Raw genomic sequence first — 20751 nt, forward strand, 5'->3', positions numbered from 1 at the left:
ATTGGTTAATAGAATTGAGTTAGACAATGGAGTTCGAATATTAACAGAGCATATATCTTCAGTGCGTTCTGTATCAATAGGTGTATGGATTGGAACAGGTTCACGCTTTGAAACAAAAGAAGAGAATGGAATTTCACACTTTTTAGAGCATATGTTCTTTAAAGGAACAACAACGAGAACAGCTGCTGAAATTGCTGAGTCTTTTGATCGAATTGGAGGGCAAGTTAATGCTTTCACCTCAAAAGAGTATACGTGTTATTACGCAAAAGTATTAGATGATCATGCCGGGCTTGCAGTGGATGTACTTGCAGATATGTTCTTCAATTCGGTATTTGATGAAAACGAACTTAAAAAAGAAAAAAATGTCGTATTTGAAGAAATAAAAATGGTTGATGATACACCAGATGATATCGTTCATGACATGTTAAGTGAAGCAACCTATCAAAAACATTCACTTGGCTATCCAATTTTAGGAACAGTTGATACGTTAGAGACGTTCAATGGAGATTCCTTACGAGACTATATGTCAAGATTTTACACGGGAGATCATGTCGTTATTTCCGTTGCGGGTAACCTGACAGATGAAGTGATTGAGCAACTAAAAGAAACGTTTTCTAAAGTAGAACGCACAACATATGAGCATAAAGATGAGAAACCAACTTTCTTTGCCCATTCGCTTGTTCGTAAAAAGGAAACGGAGCAGGCCCATTTATGTTTAGGCTATCCAGGATTATCTATTGGTGAAAAAGATGTTTATGCTCTTGTTTTACTTAATAACTTATTAGGTGGAAGTATGAGTAGTCGCTTATTCCAGGAAATTCGGGAAAAAAGAGGGTTATGTTACTCTGTATTTTCGTACCATACATCGTATCAGGATAGTGGAATGTTGACGATCTATGCCGCAACCGCGCATAACCAACTAGAGGACTTAACAAAAGCACTCCAAGAAACGACATTTTCTTTAGCAGATAAAGGAATGTCTGAAAAAGAATTAAGAAATGGAAAAGAACAACTTAAAGGAAGTCTCATGTTAAGCTTGGAAAGCACCAATAGTCGAATGAGTCGAAATGGAAAAAATGAACTATTATTAAAACGTCATCGTACTCTTGATGATATCGTTCATGAAATTGACAGTGTAACCCTCACACAGGTGAACCATTTAGCAGCTTCGATTTTAAAAGAAAAACCTTCTGTTTCCTTGATTAATACTACAGGAAAATTACCTGAAGCTTTACAATAATAAACAAAACAAAGACCAGATTTTCCATATCTCTGGTCTTTTTTTGCGTTGTCGTTCATACGTTACTACAAGTGAGGGACGAGGAGGGAGTTAATATGAGACTTAGTGAAATTAGCAGCAAAGAAATCATTGATTACCAAAAAGGAGAACGTCTCGGGATCTTAGGGCAAACCGATTTACTTGTCAATGAAGAAACAGGTGAAATTGAGGCGTTTATTATTCCTACGATGAAATGGTTTGGTTTTGGAAAGAAAGATCGAGAAGTGACTGTTTATTGGAATCAAGTAAAAAAAATTGGTGAGGACATGATTATTATTAACTTAGAAGAATTTGAATAAAAGATCACTTTTGGAGTTTATTTACCTTAGAGAAAAAGATTTTTCTCAAGGCTCTTCGTCTGTGTATTCGTATTTTAGAGTGTCTGAAACGGGGTTTATTTGCCCTATTCAGGCACTCTTTTTTACTTAATGGACATAAGAGAAACGGGTAGAAAAACAGAGTCATAGCAATAAAAAATGGTATTCACCTATTAAGTATCAGGTTCATATGCTATGGTGAATCGTTGCTGTTCATCCTTTGCTCATAAAAAATAGATGCATTTGGTGTCGCAAAGATTCTTTTGGGCGAGCGACTGGAATGAGATGCATGATGAAAGGAGAACAAAAGCAGATGCTAACAGATAAACACGTAGTTGTTATTGGAGGAGATGCACGACAGCTCGAAATCATCAGAAAACTTTCGACTTTAGATGCCAAAATTTCAATGGTTGGATTTGATCAATTGAATGATGGCTTTATTGGTGCATCAAAACAGTCATTAGAAGATATTGAATGGTCTACAGTTGATGCGATTTTGCTACCGGTTAGTGGTGCTAGCTTAGAAGGAAAAGTTGAAACGGTGTTTTCAAGTGAATCTCTTTTCTTTAAAACGGATCAACTTAAGCAAACGCCTCGACATTGTGTTGTTTATTCCGGGATTAGTAATGAATACCTTGATCAATGTATGAAGGATGCCAACCGTTCGTTAGTGAAGCTCATGGAAAGAGATGATGTAGCGATCTACAATTCCATTCCGACGGCCGAAGGAACCGTAATGATGGCCATTCAGCATACGGATATTACAATCCATCGGGCAAAAGTAGCAGTGCTTGGGTTAGGAAGAGTAGGAATGTCTGTGGCGAGAACATTCAGTGCATTAGGAGCTAATGTGAAAGTCGGTGCCAATGAATCTTCACAATTAGCTAGAATTACAGAAATGGGTTTACAGGCCTTTCACACGAATGATTTGAAAAATGAATTAAAAGACGTTGACCTTTGTATCAATACAATACCAGCTCTAGTTATCACATCCAATGTTTTAGCCGAAATGCCACTTCACACACTTATCATTGACTTAGCCTCTAAACCAGGTGGGACCGACTTTCGTTATGCAGAAAAGCGGGGAATGAAGGCGTTACTGGCTCCAGGTTTACCTGGAATTGTCGCACCGAAAACAGCGGGTCAAATTTTAGCTGATGTGCTAGCGGTATTGTTAACGAATCAGACAGATAAGTAGAGGAGGATGACTGATGTCACTAGAAGGAAAGCATATAGGATTTGGTATATCTGCCTCACATTGTACGTATGAGGAGGTAATGCCTCAAATTGAAAAGCTTCTTAAATTAGGAGCAAAAGTAACTCCTTTTGTTTCTGGGAATGTAAAGACAACGGATACGAAATTTGGAACGAGCGCATATTGGTTAAAGAGAATTGAAGACATTACACAAGAAGAAATTGTCGATACGATTGTAAAAGCAGAACCGTTTGGACCGAAAACACCACTAGACTGTATGGTAATGGCTCCGATCACAGGAAACTCAACGAGCAAACTTGCAAATGCGATGACAGATGGACCTGTTCTCATGGCTGCAAAAGCGACATTACGCAGCGGAAATCCAGTCGTCTTAGGTATTTCTACAAATGATGCATTAGGGCTTAATGGTGTCAACATCATGAAACTTATGGCAACAAAAAATATCTATTTTATTCCGTTCGGGCAAGATGATCCAATTAAGAAACCAAACTCGTTAGTGGCTAGAATGGAAGCATTAACGGATACGGTTGAGTCTGCCATAGCTGGTAAGCAATATCAGCCTGTACTAATTGAAAAATTCAGAGATTAAGCATTTCACGCGGTTGCACAAATGAAATATTTCCCTTAAAGTTTAATAGAGAAAAGCAACAGATACAAACTAGATTGGATATGCTATAATCATTCCATCTATGTGAAAAAACTCTATTAAATGTGTAACTAGATGAGGGGAGAACGGAAAATGTCAAATTACCATGTAGCTGTAGTAGGCGCAACGGGCGCTGTAGGTCAACAAATGTTAAAAACGATTAGAGGAGAGAGATTTTCCTATTGCAAGTTTAAAATTACTTTCTTCAAAGCGTTCTGCTGGGAAAGTTTTAACCTTTAAAGGGAAAGAATACACAGTTGAAGAAGCAACTCCTGAATCGTTTGAAGGCGTTCAAATTGCCTTATTCTCAGCGGGGGGCTCTGTATCTAAAGCGTTAGCACCTGAAGCCGTAAAACGTGGTGCGATTGTTGTTGATAATACGAGCGCATTTAGAATGGACCAACTGTACCTCTTGTTGTTCCAGAAGTGAATGAAGAAGCTTTAAAAAACCATAACGGAATTATCGCAAACCCTAACTGTTCAACGATTCAAATGGTTGTTGCATTAGAGCCAATCCGTGAAAAATATGGTTTAAACAAAGTGGTTGTTTCAACTTATCAAGCGGTATCTGGAGCTGGACTTGAAGCTATTGAAGAAATGAAGCAACAAACGAAAGATATTCTTGAAGGAAATGAATTTACACCTGAGATCTTACCAGTAGGTGGGGACAAAAAGCATTATCAAATTGCTTTTAATGCAATTCCACAAATTGACCTTTTCCAAGATAATGGATATACGTTTGAGGAAATGAAAATGATCAACGAGACAAAGAAGATCATGGAAATGGCAGATCTTGAAGTAGCCGCTACTTGCGTTCGTCTTCCTGTTGAAACAGGTCATTCTGAGTCTGTTTACATTGAAACAGAAAAAGGTGGAGCTACTGTTGCGGAACTGAAGGATCTTCTTGCTACAGCTCCGGGGGTAACATTACAAGATGACCCTGCAAATCAAGTATACCCACTTGCATCAGAGTGTGTAGGAAAAAATGATGTTTTTGTTGGACGGATTCGTCATGACCTTGATCGTGATAATGGCTATCACATGTGGATTGTTTCGGATAACCTACTAAAAGGTGCAGCGTGGAATTCAGTTCAGATTGCTGAAAGTCTCGTGAAACTAAATCTTTTATCGTAAATCTAAAGTAGGTGTCGTATGAAAATAATTGTTCAAAAGTTTGGTGGTACTTCAGTACGTGATGACAAAAGCCGATCGATGGCAGCAAGTCATGTAAAAAAAGCTGTTGAAGGTGGATACAAGGTCATTGTCGTTGTATCAGCAATGGGGCGTAAAGGAGAGCCTTACGCCACGGACACATTACTCGGACTCATTAATCAAAAGCAACTGCCTAACCGCGAGCAAGATTTGCTAGTATCATGTGGGGAAGTGATTTCATCTGTTGTTTTTACCGATTTGTTACAAAGTATGGGGATAACATCCACGGCTTTTACAGGAGCTCAAGCAGGATTCAGAACAAATGATGATTTTTCCCATGCGAAAATTATCGATATGAAGTGTGACAAATTAATAAGACAACTAGAAACTCATGACGTTGTTGTTGTTGCTGGATTCCAAGGTCAATCGTTTGAAGGTGAAACAACGACGTTAGGTAGAGGTGGAAGCGATACATCTGCAACCGCTCTAGGAGCAGCTGTGAAAGCTGAATGGGTTGATATTTTTACTGATGTAGAAGGGGTCATGACGGCAGATCCGAGAATCGTTGAAGATGCTAGAGCCCTTGATGCCATGTCTTTTGAAGAAGTATGCAATATGGCTTATCAAGGCGCAAAAGTCATTCACCCAAGAGCGGTTGAAGTAGCGATGCAAGCAGACATTCCGATCCGTGTGCGCTCTACTTATTCTACTAGTGAAGGTACAATTGTAACAGCAAGGGCAGCAAAGTCACAAGTAGCAGTGAGAGACCGAGTGATCACAGGTATTGCTAATTTATCAGGAGTTGCTCAGATAAAAGTATATGCTAAAGAAGGCGAATATGATTTACAAGAGAAAGTGTTTAAGGCAATGGCAACGGAAGAAATTAGTGTTGATTTCATCAATATCAACCTTCGAGGTGTCTGTTATACCGTAATGGAGGATGTCGCTGACAAAGCTATTAGCATCTTACATCAGATGGGTTATGAACCGGAAGTGATGAGAAACTGTGCGAAAGTGTCAGCGGTAGGAGCTGGAATGAGCGGTGTTCCTGGAGTTACTGCTAAAATTGTTAGTGCCTTGTCAAAGCAAAACATTCAAATACTTCAATCAGCTGATTCTCACACAACAATATGGGTATTAGTAAAAGAACAAGATATGGTTAAGGCAGTAAACGCACTCCATCATATGTTTCAACTTGAACAAGTAGGTCAGCAAGAAGAAACTTCATAGAAATACGAAACAAGGAGCTGAAGGTTATGTACTTTGGCCATATCGTTACCGCAATGGTAACACCTTTTACCCCAAAAGGTTCTATAGATGTTGAGAGAACAAAAGAGTTAATTGATTATTTGATAGATCATGGGACGGAAGCGTTAGTTGTAGCTGGGACGACTGGCGAATCTCCAACACTCACAACAAAAGAGAAACTTGAGCTTTTTGATGTGTGTGTTCAGCATTCTAACAAAAGAGTTCCTATTATTGCAGGGACGGGGAGCAATAATACTCAAGCTTCAGTTGAACTAACGAAAAAGGCACAAGATCTTGGTGTAGATGGTATTATGCTCGTGGCGCCATATTACAATAAGCCGTCGCAACAAGGAATGTATGAGCATTTTAAAAAGATAAGTGAAGCGACAGATCTTCCAATTATGCTTTACAATATTCCTGGGAGGACGGGAGTTCAAATTGAAGCTGAGACAACGATTGCGTTATCTCAAATTCCTAACATTGTTTCGGTAAAAGAAGCGAGTGGGGACCTAGAACAGATGGCTAAAATTATTTCATCTACAGACGATACGTTTAGCCTTTACACAGGTGATGACGGAAATGCACTTCCTGCTATAGCAATTGGAGCAGATGGAGTTGTTTCAGTAGCAGCTCACGTCATTGGTGCTGAAATGAAAGAGATGATCGAGGCGTTCAAGAGTGGGAATGTGAAGAAAGCTGCTAACATGCATCGTCATCTTCTTCCAACTATGAAGCCATGTTCTTAGCTCCTAATCCAACGGCCGTTAAGTATGCCTTATCACTAAAAGGAATTGATACCGGCTCTGTACGACTACCATTAATTCCATTAACTCATGATCAAATGTCTGAAGTAAAAAATAAAGTAAATTAGTAAAAAGCAAGACCATTGCATCGAGGTTACTGGAAAGGGAATGATCATCCCTTTTTAAGTAACCTCTTTTTTTGTCATTTTTTATATGTAAAAAATTGAAATAATGATCGTGGTTTCCAGGAGAGGAAGTTGAGTCTTGTTTTTCATTTCATGATTAAGGTATACTAAATGTAATTGATTTGTTCGGGTTGGATTAGATCGTAAAAATACGGTCATCTGTTATTTTAGCGAGTGATATCATCTATGCCAAGGATGAGAGCGGTAATCAAACATAACATTTCGGTTAGTCAGTTTAACTAGTAGGAGGAACGTCCATTGTCAAAAGAATATATTGAAAAAGTACGTGTTTTTGCCCTAGGTGGAGTCGGTGAAATAGGCAAAAATATGTACGTAGTTGAAGTTAATGATGACATCTTGGTTGTTGATGCGGGATTAATGTTTCCGGATGATGACATGTTAGGTGTTGATATTGTTATCCCTGATGTATCTTACCTTGTCGAAAATGCCGAGCGTGTACAAGGTATCTTCCTAACACATGGTCATGAAGATCACATCGGAGGTTTATCGTACGTACTAAAAAAAGTGAATGTACCAGTATATGGAACAAAATTAACCCTTGGCCTAGTTGAAGAAAAGTTAAAAGAAGCAGGTATCTTCCGTCATACTACATTACATTTAATTGATGCAAATTCCCGTTTGACGGTAGGATCAACACAAGTGTCGTTTTTCCGTACAAATCATAGTATTCCTGATTCAGTTGGTATTTGTTTTGAAACATCCCAAGGAGCTGTAGTCCATACAGGTGATTTTAAATTTGATCAAACACCTGTTGATGGCAAACAAGCTGATATTGGCAAGATGGCAGCAATCGGTGAGCGCGGTGTTCTTTGCTTATTATCAGACAGCACAAATGCTGAGCGCCTGGAACGACGAAATCAGAAACAGAGGTTGGTCAAGGGATTTCAGAAGTGTTTGAAAAAACAGAAGGGCGAATCATTGTGACTACATTTGCTTCTAATGTTCATCGGATTCAACAAGTCATTCAAGCAACTGAAAGAGCGAAGCGAAAGTTAGTTGTTGTAGGTAAAAGCATGGTTCGAGTTATCACAATTGCAACGAGATTGGGTTACATTGATGCTCCTAAAGATATTTTTATTGATGTTGATCAAATTGGAAAATATCGAGATGAACAGCTAACGATTTTAACGACTGGTAGTCAAGGTGAACCAATGTCCGCTTTAACAAGGATGGCAAAAGGAGCTCATCGTCAAATTTCGATTACCGAATACGATACGGTCATCATTGCTGCGTCGGCGATTCCTGGTAATGAAAGATCTGTTTCGGCTATCATTGATAAATTACACCGCATTGGTGCTGAAGTTGTTTATGGACAAGCGAAGGTACATGCATCTGGTCACGGTAGTCAAGAAGAGTTAAAGCTTATGTTGAATCTTATGAAGCCCAAATATTTTGTTCCGATACATGGAGAATTCCGAATGCAGCATGCTCATCGGGATTTGGCGATTCATACTGGGACAGCACCTGAAAATATCTTCTTAGTTGATAAAGGCGAAGTCGTTGAGTTTACGAATGGACAAGCAAGAAAGACCGGAAAAGTTCCATCTGGAAATGTTCTGATTGATGGTCTAGGTGTAGGAGATGTAGGCAATATCGTTCTTAGAGACAGACGACTCCTTTCACAAGATGGAATTTTGGTAGTGGTCGTAACGCTTAATAAAAAAACCGGTGAATTTGTTTCTGGGCCTAATATCATTTCTCGCGGATTTGTATATGTACGTGAATCAGAGAAATTACTCGAAGATGCAAATGAATTGGTTAGTGTCATTTTGAAGAAGTGTGTAAGTGAAAACGTCAATGAATGGTCATCACTAAAAAGTAATGTCAGAGAAGGGTTAAGCCGCTTTTTGTTTGAAAAAACGAAAAGAAGACCAATGATCCTCCCAATTATTATGGAAGTCTAATTTAAAAAGTTATCTCTTAAAGGTGAACTATTCCTTTTTTGAGATAACTTTTTTTATTCGATAATGAAATGGAAAAAGTAATTCTTTTTTGGATGATCAAGGCAGAACAGGTTCATACTACTCCTAGTAATCATTATTAAGGAGGTCTTCACCGATGACGATGGAACACCCAAATCAAGAGCAACAGCCAGCACCTCAAACACCATCTAAAGAGCAGCAGAAAGGTTCAGGCATTATTGAAAAAATTCAAGAACTTGGACAAACAAATGTCCCTGACATGGGCCAATCTAATATACATTGTATGACAGTAGTAGGACAGATTGAAGGGCATATGCAACTCCCTCCTCAAAACAAAACAACTAAATATGAACATATTATTCCTCAACTTGTTGCAGTTGAACAAAATCCTAAGATTGAAGGACTGCTTTTAATTCTAAATACAGTTGGAGGAGATGTGGAAGCCGGTTTAGCCATTTCTGAAATGATTGCCTCTATGTCAAAGCCATCCGTCACACTTGTTTTAGGTGGAGGTCACTCAATTGGGGTACCGATCGCTGTAGCAGCTAATCATTCCTTTATTGCAGAAACTGCGACAATGACGATTCACCCTGTACGTTTAACAGGATTAGTGATTGGCGTTCCTCAAACATTTGAATATTTGGATAAAATGCAAGAAAGAGTGATCAATTTTGTTACGAAAAACTCGTCCGTTAGTGAAGAGAAATTTAAGGAACTTATGCTCTCAAAAGGAAATTTAACCCGTGATATTGGGACGAACGTTGTTGGAACAGATGCTGTTGAGTATGGCTTGATTAATGAAGTAGGAGGAATTGGTCAAGCATTAAAAAAGCTGAATGAGTTAATTGATCAAAACAAACCAAGCCATGGGGGAGATGTTGTTCAATGATCTTATACACGATGATGCCACATGAAATGGTTTTTCCGGAAGATGAACAACATTTCACGTCACAACAAGTGATTTCTTGTGATGCTGGACATTTAGTCGTTGAACAATTAAGCAACAATCAGTATCGAATCATTCGATTAATTAGTGGTAATGTCATGAATTATTTAGATAACAAATATGCTCCAGGCTCTATCATTCAGGCAAAACCTCAACTTTAGCTCTGTAGTGAGTGTTTGTCTTATGCTATAATTAATTTCATCCAAGCATGGTCGAAGCAGCCAATTTTGGCTGCTTCTTAATATTAAGGCTAGATATAGTAGCAAAGGGTGAAAGGTATGGCAAGACGAAAGAAAAAAAGAAAAACCGAGTGGAAGTCACAACTATCTTATGAATTAATCGGTCTCGGCTTATTAGTCATTGCCGTCGTTACATTTGCACGATTAGGAACAGTAGGAGAAACATTTGTAAGGCTTTTTCGTTTCTTCCTTGGAGAATGGTTTATCGTGCTAGCCATCGGACTCCTTGTCGTTTCTCTTTATATTATGATTAAACGACAAAAGCCCAAAGTATGGTCTAGAAGATTATCAGGTATGTATGTGATCATTTTATCTTTTGTCTTATTTAGTCACGTTGGACTTTTTCACCAACTTAGTGGCAGAGAAGGATTTGAAGATCAGTCGGTCATCCGTAACACATGGAAATTATTTTGGATGGAAATGCAAGGAGAGACGCCTACAGCAGACTTAGGTGGAGGGATGGTTGGATCGTTAGCGTTTGCTGTTAGTCACTTTTTATTTGCAGAAATGGGAACGTACTTTTTATGTTTTATTCTCTTTATAATCGGGTTTATTTTACTGACGGGAAAATCACTTGCCGAATTAATGGAAAAAGGTGTGAGGAAGTGCTATCTCTTTGTAAGTGATACCTTTGCAAGTGTAAAAAGTGAATTGACACAATTACGTGAAAAAGCTCAAGAACGAATCAAAGAAGAACGACACGCACAACTTGAACGAAAGAAAAGTCGGGAACAAGAGAGTGAACGTCAAGAAGAGAAGAGAGATGCCATTTCAAGTGAACAAGTTGAAGAGCTTGAGCCAGAAATTGTAGATTTTACGCAAAAAGCATATCGTAATGCTCCTGTCGAAAAAAAGCAGCCTGTAGCGGAAGATAAAAATGAGGACAAACAAGAAATGGAAGAGGTGCAAGTGTCTCTTGTAACAGCTGAAGAAACGAATGAAGCTTATAAACTTCCAGATGTGGACATGTTATTGCTACCTAATAACCCTAGTCAAACGAATGAAAAGAAACAATTAACAGCAAATGCTAGAAAGTTGGAACAGACATTAGAAAGCTTTGGTGTAAAAGCTAGGGTATCCAAAGTCCACCTAGGACCGGCTGTCACAAAATATGAAGTCAATCCGAGTGTAGGGGTTAAGGTAAGCAAGATTGTAAATTTGGCAGATGACTTAGCTTTAGCACTTGCAGCGAAAGATATTCGGATTGAAGCTCCAATTCCCGGAAAATCTGCAATTGGTATTGAAGTGCCTAATCATGAAGTCGCTATTGTTACGTTAAGAGAAGTTCTTGATTCTCCAGAAGCGACGTCTGACAAAAATGTTCTAGCCGTTGGGCTAGGTCGTGATATATCCGGTGAACCTGTTTTGGCTCATTTAAACAAGATGCCCCATTTACTTGTCGCTGGTGCAACGGGCAGTGGAAAAAGTGTATGTATCAACGGAATCATTACGAGTATTTTGCTTAAAGCAAAGCCTCATGAAGTGAAATTGATGATGATCGATCCAAAAATGGTTGAGTTAACGGTCTATAATGGAATTCCTCATTTGTTAACCCCAGTTGTGACAGAGCCTAAAAAAGCGTCACAAGCTTTGAAAAAGGTGGTTGCAGAAATGGAAAGACGTTATGACCTGTTCTCTCACAGCGGGACAAGAAATATTGAGGGTTATAATGATCTAGTGAATCGTAAAAATGAAACAGAAGAGGCCAAGCAGCCGACGTTGCCATACATTGTTGTGATTGTGGACGAGCTTGCTGATTTAATGATGGTTGCGTCAGGAGATGTTGAGGATTCTATCGCGAGACTAGCGCAAATGGCACGTGCCGCAGGAATTCATATGATCATTGCCACACAGCGACCATCCGTAGATGTTATTACAGGTGTGATCAAGGCAAATATTCCATCACGTATTGCCTTTGGTGTTTCGTCTCAAACCGACTCACGGACGATTTTGGATTCAGGAGGGGCAGAGAAACTACTAGGACGTGGTGATATGCTCTATATGCCAGTTGGTGCGACAAAACCAAAAAGAATACAAGGGGCTTTCTTATCAGATAATGAAGTTGAAGACATTGTAAATTTTGTGATTTCACAGCAAAAAGCCCAATATCAAGAAGAAATGACACCATCTGAAGAACAAGTGGTGACAGAAGAAGTAGCTGATGAACTTTATGATGCAGCGGTAGAATTAGTCACGGAGATCAATACAGCCTCTGTATCGATGTTACAAAGGCGATTTAGGATTGGATATACAAGGGCAGCTAGACTGATTGATGAAATGGAAGTAAGAGGAATTGTAGGTCCTTACGAGGGAAGCAAGCCTAGAGAAGTGTTAGTAGATAAAACACGAGAAGATGAAGTTTCCTCGTAAATGTGAAATGGGATTTGAGAAGGGGTTGAGAGTGTGATTAGAGCAGACCACAGACCATTATATTTGCAAGTAATTGATCGCTTAAAAGAAGACATAGAAAATAGTGTTTATAAAGAGGGACAGAAATTACCGTCAGAATTTGAGCTCTCTAAAATACTAGGGGTAAGCCGTGCTACGCTTCGTGAAGCACTTCGCTTATTAGAAGAAGAAGGAGTCGTGATCAGGAGACATGGTGTGGGAACGTTCGTCCATTCAAAACCACTCTTTTCAGCTGGAATAGAAGAACTTGATAGTGTGACGGATATGATTGTCAAAGCCAAGATGAAACCAGGTACGATCTTTTTGTCTTCCTCAGTTCAACAGGCAAATGAAGACGATAAAAGAAAATTTCTAAATGAAGACCTAATGGAAATCATGGAAATTGAAAGAGTGAGGACAGCTGATGATTCACCAGTTGTTTACTGTCTAGATCGGATTCCAAATGAATTAGTGAAAAACCACTCCATTCATGAAACAAAATCAATTTTTAGCTTTTTAGAGGAAAGCGGAAGAACGATTTCGTATGCGATTACGTTTGTTGAGCCGATCGGCTACCACGAACATGTATCAGAAATTCTAGAGTGCGAACCAGGTGCCTCATTGCTCTTATTAAAGCAAATGCACTACGACCAAACAGAGCAACCTGTCCTTTATAGTCTAAATTATTTTAGAGCCGATAAATTTAAGTTTCATGTTGTTCGCAAACGAAATTAATCAAAAGGAAACCCTTGCTTTAAATGAGGGTTTCCTTTTTGTTCTGGGTACTTAAGTAATCTTTGGAAACCTTTACAAAAAAATCGTAGTAATTGGTAGACATCATGTTAAAAGAAGAACATAATCGAGTTAACAGTATAGATTTTGATAGAATATGGTGGGAGAGGATAAAAAATGAAACTGAGTATTTTAGATCAATCACCTGTTGCACAAGGAGCAAACGCTCGCACAGCTATAGAACAAACGGTTCAATTAGCTGTGCAGGCCGAACAATTAGGGTATCATCGATTTTGGGTTTCTGAGCATCACGATGCTAAAAGAGTAGCTGGATCTACTCCAGAAGTATTGCTAGCACATATTGGGGCAAAAACAAACACCATCCGAATAGGGTCAGGTGGGGTTATGCTACCTCATTATAGTTCTTACAAAGTAGCAGAAAACTTTAAAATGCTTGAAGCCCTTTATCCAAATCGAATGGACCTTGGGGTAGGGAGAGCAGCTGGGGGCAATCCAATTGCAACGATGGCTTTACAGCAAAATAGTGGAAGCAGAGAGTATGACCGGTACCCAGAACAAGTTTTCGATTTGCAATCGTATTTTACAAATCTGCCAGAAAGTCATCCATATTATGGAATCACTGCTACCCCTGAAATTGAGACATTACCAGAGCTATGGTTGTTAGGGTCGAGTGGGGGAAGTGCACACATTGCTGCTGAAAGAGGAACTGCTTTCACATTTGCTCATTTCATTAATGGCAATGGAGGAGAGGACGTTGTAAAGGCATACCGCAACCAGTTTAAGCGTTCTGCTTTTTATGAGAATCCAGTTGCTAGTGTTGCGATCCATTTAATCTGTGCACCAACAGACGAAGAAGCGAATGAGCGTGCACTAAGCTTAGACCTTTCTTTACTCATGCTTCAAAAAGGAAACCGGTCGTTAGAAATCCAGTCGATTGATGAGGCGAAGCAATATCCTTATACGGCGAATGACCTTGCTTTAATAAACGAGAATAGAAAACGAATGATTGTGGGCAGTCCAGAAAGGGTAAAAGAACAACTTACATTATTAGCGAATCGATATGAAGTAGAGGAAGTGATGGTTATAACGATAACTCATGAATTTAACCATCGAATTGAATCATTTGAATTGTTAGCATCGATGTTTCAGTAAACGAGCAAATGGTTATAACAAACAAAAGAATTGGAAAGAGTGGTAAAAGGAGATTTTAAGGTATCTAAATCGATTGTAAAGACAATACAAATAGAATGTCGTTACAAATTTACTGTAGTAGGAAATAGAGTAAAAGCATAACCTAACGTGATTGGAAAAAGGAGATGATTGACTTTGATGCAGCTGAAAGAACGTATACATGACTTAAAAGGATTAACCGTTCATACTATGAATACCGATAAATATAAGACCAATTCACTCATCCTTATGATGAAAGCTCCCTTAACAAAGGAAACGGTAGCAATGCGTGCCTTGCTTCCACATGTTCTTCAAAATGGAACAGCCAATAGCCCGTCAAGAAAACAATTGCGTGAAAGACTTGATGATATGTACGGGGCCATGTTATCTACAGATGTTCAGAAAAAAGGGGAGGAACATGTTATCTCCATTCGTCTGGATGTGGCAAATGAACGCTATCTATCTGATACAACTCCATTATTTGCTCATGCAATCTCCTTGTTAGGAGAAATCATTTTGCAGCCACAGGTTGAAAATGGATCATTTGTATCGTCCGTTGTAGAAAATGAAAAGCGTTCTTTAAAGCAGAGAATACAATCTGTTTATGATGACAAAATGCGTTATGCTAACGTAAGGGTAACGGAAGAAATGTGTAAAGGTGAGCCGTTTGCTCTAACAGCATTTGGGACCGAAGAAGAAGTGGACGGGATCACGGCTCAGTCACTATACAGCTATTATGAGCAGTTATTAACAAACAATCTATTTGATCTTTATATCGTTGGTGCATTTGATGAGAATGCGGCTGTGCAAACGGTCAAAGAAACATTTACTCGTTTACCTGAAGGAACAGACACCCAATTTAAAACGACCAAAAGCCCAGAAATAAAAGACGTTAACATTGTCAATGATGTACAAGATGTAAAGCAAGGAAAACTACATATGGGATTTAGAACGTATACAACATACGCTGACGATGATTATGTAGCGATGCAAGTTTGCAATGGATTATACGGTGCTTTTTCTCACTCAAAGCTTTTTATCAACGTACGCGAAAAAGAAAGTCTAGCTTATTATGCTGCGTCAAGGTTTGAAAGTCATAAAGGAATTATGATGGTTATGTCTGGAATTGAATTTTCGAAATATGACAGAGCCGTTGAAATCATTAAAGAACAGTTTGAAGCGATGAAGCAAGGTGACTTTACAGAAGCCGAAGTAGAACAAACAAAAGCGATGTTAAAAAATCAAGTACTTGAAACAGCTGATGTTGCCAGGGGACTCGTTGAACTATCTTACCATCAAGTCGTAAGTGGAAAAAAGCGCTCTATTGATGAATGGCTACAGCAAATTGATCAAGTGACCAAAGAGGATATTGTTCGTGTCGCACAAAAGGTGAAACTAGATACAATTTATTTCTTAAAAGGTAAGGAGGAGGAGAGCCAATGAAACCAGTTCAATTCTCGCAAGTAGACGAAACGTTATATCATGAACAACTTGAGAATGGTTTAGATGTCTACATTTTGCCACAGAAGGGCTTCAATAAAACATTTGCAACGTTTACGACGAAATATGGATCAATTGATCAGTCATTTGTTCCGCTTGGAAAAGATGATACGCTAACGGTTCCTGACGGGATTGCTCATTTTCTTGAACATAAAATGTTTGAGGATGAAGAGGGAGATGTATTTCAAGACTTTAGTAAGCAAGGTGCATCCGCTAATGCGTTCACGAGCTTTACACGAACAGCCTATCTTTTCTCGAGTACAAATAATGTAGAAAAGAACTTGGATACATTGCTTAATTTTGTCCAGCATCCTTATTTTACAGAAGAAAGTGTTGAGAAGGAAAAAGGAATCATTAACCAAGAGATTACGATGTATGACGATAACCCAGATTGGCGAGCGTACTTTGGTGTGATTGAAAATATGTTTCACCACCATCCAGTAAAGATTGATATTGCTGGAACGATTGAGTCGATTTCTCATATAACAAAAGATTTATTATATACATGCTATGAAACGTTTTATCATCCAGCCAACATGTTATTATTTGTCGTTGGGCCGGTCGAACCACAGAAGATTATGGAGCAAGTAAAACAAAATCAATCAGAAAAAACGTTTGCTAAGCTTGAAGAAATTAAACGTTTCTTTGAAGAAGAGCCAGATACCGTTGCTAAAGAAAAAAATGTTATTACCATGCCTGTTCAAACGCCAAAATGTTTAGTTGGGTTTAAAGAGATAGGACCAACAAGACAAGGCAATGAATTGTTAACTCGGGAATTATCGATTAATATTTTACTTGATTTAATGTTTGGTCAAAGTTCAGATAACTACCAAGCGTTATTTGATGAAGGGTTAATTGACGATTCATTCTCATTTGACCATTCAGCGGAGTTAGGGTTTGGTTTTACCATTATTGGTGGTGATACGAAACATCCTGACAAGTTAGCTAGTCGAATTCAAGAAATGGTTGAATCATTTAAAAAGTCTGAGTTAACTGAAGAACAAGTAACTAGGGCAGTTAAGAAGAAAATTGGATCGTTTTTACGCTCATTAAATTCACCGGAGTATATTGCGAACCAATTCACTCGATATGAATTTAATGACATGAATTTATTTGATGTTGTACCGGTTTTAGAATCGATCACAGCTAAAGATTTAACGAATATATTGAACGACCATTTTCAATTGGAACGGTTTACCATTTGCCAAGTGAAAGCGGAGGGGTATCAAGAATAAGATGAAAACCATTTTAATTACAGGAGCATCTGGAGGGATTGGCACTGCGATTGCAAGAGAGCTGGCTTCTCCTAGCTGCTCTCTTTTTTTGCATTACTACAAGAATGAACAAGCGATTCTAAACCTAGCAAAAGAGTGCAAAGAAAAAGGGGCAATTGTACAATTTATTAAGGCAGATTTAACCCAAGATAACGGAGATGAACAAATCCTTTCACAAATTCCTGAAGATATTGCTTTTCACACAATCATACATAATGCAGGAATTAGTCAATTCGGATTGTTTACGGATGTTTCAAACAGAGAAATGAATCAATTAATGAATGTTCACTTGTTGAATCCGATGAAAATCACAAGACGTTTATTACCAAATATGATTAAATTACGCCATGGAAAAATTATTATGATCTCCTCCATTTGGGGGGAAACAGGTGCCTCTTGTGAAGTGGTGTATTCTGCAGCTAAAGGTGGAGTCAATAGTTTTGTGAAGGGGCTCGCAAAAGAAGTAGCACCCAGTCAGATTCAAGTAAATGCCATAGCTCCTGGAGCAATTCAGACAGAAATGTTATCCAAAATAGATGATGAACATTTGAAAGAAATACAGGAGGAAATACCAGCAAATAGGCTTGGACAACCAAGTGATATTGCGCATGCAGTTCGATTTTTATCTTCTGAAAAATCCAATTACATAAATGGTCAAATTTTATCGATAAACGGTGCTTGGTACTGTTAATCGTGTTTCATTTTAATCCCAAATGATTAATTTTCTTTTTAAAAAATAAGGAACGATGAATATTCTTCTCCTAATAAGAAAAAATACTATCGAAGTACATTTTTTAGGAGGGTTTTAACATGTCTGTACTTGACAACTGGGAACAATGGAAAGACTTTTTAGGAGATCGTTTAAACCAAGCACAAGGCGAAGGATGAATCAAAGTGTTGTGTCTGATGTTGCTTATCAAGTTGGCGAATATTTGGCGCAACAAGTTGAACCTAAAAATGAACAAGAGCGTGTCTTAGCTGAGCTATGGAAAGTAGCGGATGAGCAAGAACAGCATGCCATTGCCAACATGATGGTGAAACTTGTTCAGAACGAAGGCTAAGCTAAATAAAAATGAACGCCGCGTGTTGCGGCGTTTTTTCTTTGGGAAAAATGGGTACTCTTACATAATAGAACCTTAAGTGAAGCAAACTAAAATTAATACCAAACGTATCTCACGGTTGTCAACAGTTAATTATTTCCGACAAAGTTCTTTCATTTATGAATAAAATCAATTATCATGATAGATGAAGTCTCTAAAGCCTCACATATGACTTAATTAGTTCAAAAGGGTGAAGCAAATGGGTTTAAAAGAATGGTACTTGGAATACGAAATACATAAAAACAGACCAGGGTTACTTGGAGATATTTCATCCTTGCTTGGAATGTTAGAAATTAATATCGTAACGATTAATGGTGTTGATAATATGCGCCGTGGAATGTTAATAAGAAGCTCCTCCGATGATCAAGTAGCTAGATTTAAAGCTATTTTAGAAACAATTGAGGACATTTCAGTAAGTAAAGTGAGGGAGCCGAGGCTGCGGGACCGACTAGCTATTCGTCACGGTCGGTATATAGAGCGCGATGCTGATGATAAGAAAACATTTCGGTTTATTCGAAACGAACTTGGTTTGCTTGTTGATTTTATGGCTGAACAATTTAAACGTGAAGGCCATTTCTTAGTGGGTATTCGTGGAATGCCACGAGTCGGAAAGACCGAGTCAATTGTCGCAGCTAGCGTTTGTGCTAATAAGAGATGGTCTTTTATTTCGTCAACATTGCTAAGGCAAACCGTACGGAGTCAATTAGCAGAAGACGAAATGAGCGAAGACCACATTTTCATTATTGATGGAATTGTAACAACAATGAGGTCTACAGAGAAACATCGGACACTCGTTAGTGACATTATGAGACTTCCAGCTGTAAAAGTTGTTGAACATCCAGACATTTTTGTACGTGAGACTGAATACGAGCTGGATGATTTTGATTGTATTATTGAACTTAGGAATGATGAGGGAGAAGAGATTACATACGAGGTTGTAGAATCAGGTTTTTCCTCTTTTGATATTAGTTAGAGGTAGGTAGGTGTTAGGATTGTCAGAATTAGGTCAACATTTAAAAGAAGTGCGTGAACAAAAAGGATTGTCGTTAGATGACCTTCAACGTACGACGAAAATTCAAAGACGCTATTTGCTTGCGATTGAGGAAGGGCGCTTTGATACGTTGCCAGGGATTTTTTATGCAAGGGCTTTTGTGAAAACATATGCAGAAGCGATCGGCCTTGACCCAGAGCCTTTGTTTGACCAATATCGAAATGAACTCCCTAATCCACAAAAAGAAGCTGTGACGCTTCCGTCTCGTACAGAACGAAGTAAGCCTGCACCAGCTCCGAAAAAAAGAGCGAAAAGAGGTTCCTTTTTTCCTGCTTTAATTGCAGTTGTTTTTGTAGGGATTATTGTAGTGGGGATTTGGTTAATGGCACAAGGTGGCGGTATGGGTGATGGGGGAGCGGTTGCCCCAGATGACAGTGAGAATCTTGAAGCTGATTTTTCAGAAGGGGTAGGGACGGCTCCTGAGGTGGACGAAGAACCAGAAGTTGAGGAAGTTCGCCCTGAGGAAGAAGAGCCTGAAGAAGAAATTGAACCAGAACCTGATTTTGATTTGAGGTTCATTGAAAGTTCAGGAAACACGTCATTTTTCGAACTAGAAAATGCTCAACTTTCAGATGTGCGAATTGAAATTACAGGTGACCGTTCTTATATTGATGTTAAGAACGCACTAGGAAGAACTTTTTATAGTGGAACTCCAACAGAAGGTGATGTCATTTCTCTTGAGCTAGAAGCAGAAGAACAAGTGATCTTTAATTTTGGTGCTTCTCAGTTTGTTGAGTTGTATATTAATGACGAATTAATTGAATTTCCACTTGATATTACTCATCAGAAGCTTGATATTACCGTACTAAATGCTGAATCATAAAATAAGAGAGGTTCATCGTGACCTCAATGATCTTCTCGCGCATTCCTTTATTGGCGAGCTGGCATTGAGACCGATGAGCTTTTTTTGTGTCAACATGATTGAGAATTGCTTTTATTTATTAATTGATAAGAATTATGGTACAATGCAATATAGACCATATTTTACTAGCGATCATTGTTAGATGAAGGAAGGGAATTTTGTGAATTTACCAAATAAAATTACGATCTCTCGAATATTTCTTATCCCATTGTTTATGATTTTTTTCTTAGTTCCTTTCTCACTTGGTAACATCCATCTTTTAGGTACGACGATTCCTCTTGCTCATTTCATAGGGGCAATTATTTTTATTTTTGCTGCAGCAACGGATTGGCTTGATGGCTATTATGCAAGAAAATACAAACTTGTAACGAACTTAGGGAAATTCCTAGACCCACTTGCTGACAAATTATTGATTACGGCTGCTTTAATTGCGTTAGTAGAATTGCAACTTTTGCCAGCTTGGATTGCGATTGTTATTATCAGTCGTGAATTTGCTGTGACAGGAATCCGCTTAGTTGCGGCAGCCGATGGAGATGTGATTGCTGCAAGTCAACTTGGTAAGTTGAAAACTGTCACACAAATCGTTGCCATTTCTGCTTTAATGTTACATAACTGGCCTTTTCAAGCGGTTGGCTTGCCGTTTGATATGATTATGATGTATGTTGCAACATTTCTAACGATTGTTTCTGGGGTGGAGTATTTCCAAAAAAATCAACATATTCTTCTAAAGTCAAAATAA

At 38.5% G+C, this 20751-nt stretch carries 16 protein-coding genes and 4 pseudogenes; all 20 read left to right on the plus strand.

Going from position 1 to position 20751, the window contains the following annotated elements:
• Window position 1: 1 nt before the first annotated feature.
• The 20 genes and pseudogenes from JCM9140_RS00985 to pgsA all read left to right on the plus strand — a co-directional run bounded on the left by JCM9140_RS00985 (window position 2) and on the right by pgsA (window position 20751).
• Window positions 2–1240 carry a M16 family metallopeptidase gene (locus JCM9140_RS00985; protein ID WP_034741065.1) on the plus strand — a complete coding sequence of 413 codons (1239 nt, stop codon included), beginning with the start codon at window positions 2–4 and terminating at the stop codon, window positions 1238–1240.
• Between the two features lie 95 nt (window positions 1241–1335).
• Entirely contained in the window at window positions 1336–1578 is a 243-nt protein-coding gene (locus JCM9140_RS00990; RefSeq protein ID WP_034741068.1) for a YlmC/YmxH family sporulation protein, read from the plus strand.
• 331 nt (window positions 1579–1909) lie between these two features.
• Entirely contained in the window at window positions 1910–2794 is an 885-nt protein-coding gene (gene dpaA / locus JCM9140_RS00995; protein ID WP_156314697.1) for a dipicolinic acid synthetase subunit A, read from the plus strand.
• Window positions 2795–2807: 13 nt separating this feature from the next.
• Complete coding sequence (locus tag JCM9140_RS01000; protein ID WP_034741073.1) at window positions 2808–3401, plus strand: dipicolinate synthase subunit B; 594 nt, start codon at window positions 2808–2810, stop codon at window positions 3399–3401.
• A 150-nt stretch (window positions 3402–3551) separates the two neighbouring features.
• A pseudogene (gene asd, locus JCM9140_RS01005) lies at window positions 3552–4592 on the plus strand (aspartate-semialdehyde dehydrogenase).
• Window positions 4593–4610: 18 nt separating this feature from the next.
• Window positions 4611–5840 carry an aspartate kinase gene (gene dapG / locus JCM9140_RS01010; protein WP_034741075.1) on the plus strand — a complete coding sequence of 410 codons (1230 nt, stop codon included), beginning with the start codon at window positions 4611–4613 and terminating at the stop codon, window positions 5838–5840.
• Between the two features lie 26 nt (window positions 5841–5866).
• A pseudogene (dapA, locus tag JCM9140_RS01015) lies at window positions 5867–6729 on the plus strand (4-hydroxy-tetrahydrodipicolinate synthase).
• Between the two features lie 315 nt (window positions 6730–7044).
• A pseudogene (locus tag JCM9140_RS01020) lies at window positions 7045–8711 on the plus strand (ribonuclease J).
• A gap of 160 nt (window positions 8712–8871) precedes the next feature.
• Complete coding sequence (locus JCM9140_RS01025; protein ID WP_034741308.1) at window positions 8872–9618, plus strand: ClpP family protease; 747 nt, start codon at window positions 8872–8874, stop codon at window positions 9616–9618.
• Window positions 9615–9836, plus strand: coding sequence for a YlzJ-like family protein (locus JCM9140_RS01030; RefSeq protein WP_034741078.1), 222 nt, complete (start codon window positions 9615–9617; stop codon window positions 9834–9836). The genes JCM9140_RS01025 and JCM9140_RS01030 overlap by 4 nt, the downstream gene beginning before the upstream one ends.
• Before the next feature lie 117 nt (window positions 9837–9953).
• A complete protein-coding gene (locus JCM9140_RS01035) occupies window positions 9954–12284 on the plus strand; it encodes an FtsK/SpoIIIE family DNA translocase (RefSeq protein ID WP_034741081.1) in 2331 nt (776 codons plus the stop codon).
• A 33-nt stretch (window positions 12285–12317) separates the two neighbouring features.
• Window positions 12318–13037 (plus strand): GntR family transcriptional regulator, encoded by a 720-nt coding sequence (locus JCM9140_RS01040; protein WP_034741084.1) that lies wholly within the window; start codon window positions 12318–12320, stop codon window positions 13035–13037.
• A 174-nt stretch (window positions 13038–13211) separates the two neighbouring features.
• The gene (locus JCM9140_RS01045) at window positions 13212–14207 is read left to right on the plus strand and encodes an LLM class flavin-dependent oxidoreductase (protein ID WP_034741087.1); all 996 of its coding nucleotides are present in this window, start codon (window positions 13212–13214) and stop codon (window positions 14205–14207) included.
• A gap of 177 nt (window positions 14208–14384) precedes the next feature.
• Window positions 14385–15668, plus strand: coding sequence for an EF-P 5-aminopentanol modification-associated protein YfmF (gene yfmF / locus JCM9140_RS01050; RefSeq protein WP_034741311.1), 1284 nt, complete (start codon window positions 14385–14387; stop codon window positions 15666–15668).
• Complete coding sequence (gene yfmH, locus JCM9140_RS01055) at window positions 15665–16960, plus strand: EF-P 5-aminopentanol modification-associated protein YfmH (protein WP_034741089.1); 1296 nt, start codon at window positions 15665–15667, stop codon at window positions 16958–16960. Before yfmF ends, yfmH begins: the two co-directional genes overlap by 4 nt.
• 1 nt (window position 16961) lies before the next feature.
• Entirely contained in the window at window positions 16962–17690 is a 729-nt protein-coding gene (ymfI, locus tag JCM9140_RS01060) for an elongation factor P 5-aminopentanone reductase (RefSeq protein ID WP_034741092.1), read from the plus strand.
• Between the two features lie 119 nt (window positions 17691–17809).
• Window positions 17810–18060, plus strand: a pseudogene (locus tag JCM9140_RS01065) (DUF3243 domain-containing protein).
• 238 nt (window positions 18061–18298) lie between these two features.
• The gene (locus JCM9140_RS01070; protein WP_034741096.1) at window positions 18299–19072 is read left to right on the plus strand and encodes a DUF3388 domain-containing protein; all 774 of its coding nucleotides are present in this window, start codon (window positions 18299–18301) and stop codon (window positions 19070–19072) included.
• Window positions 19073–19082: 10 nt separating this feature from the next.
• Window positions 19083–19973 carry a helix-turn-helix domain-containing protein gene (locus JCM9140_RS01075; protein WP_235715242.1) on the plus strand — a complete coding sequence of 297 codons (891 nt, stop codon included), beginning with the start codon at window positions 19083–19085 and terminating at the stop codon, window positions 19971–19973.
• 199 nt (window positions 19974–20172) lie between these two features.
• Entirely contained in the window at window positions 20173–20751 is a 579-nt protein-coding gene (gene pgsA / locus JCM9140_RS01080; RefSeq protein WP_034741099.1) for a CDP-diacylglycerol--glycerol-3-phosphate 3-phosphatidyltransferase, read from the plus strand.

Source organism: Halalkalibacter wakoensis JCM 9140 (assembly GCF_000513095.1).
Taxonomy (GTDB): Bacteria; Bacillota; Bacilli; order Bacillales; family Bacillaceae_D; genus Halalkalibacter; species Halalkalibacter wakoensis.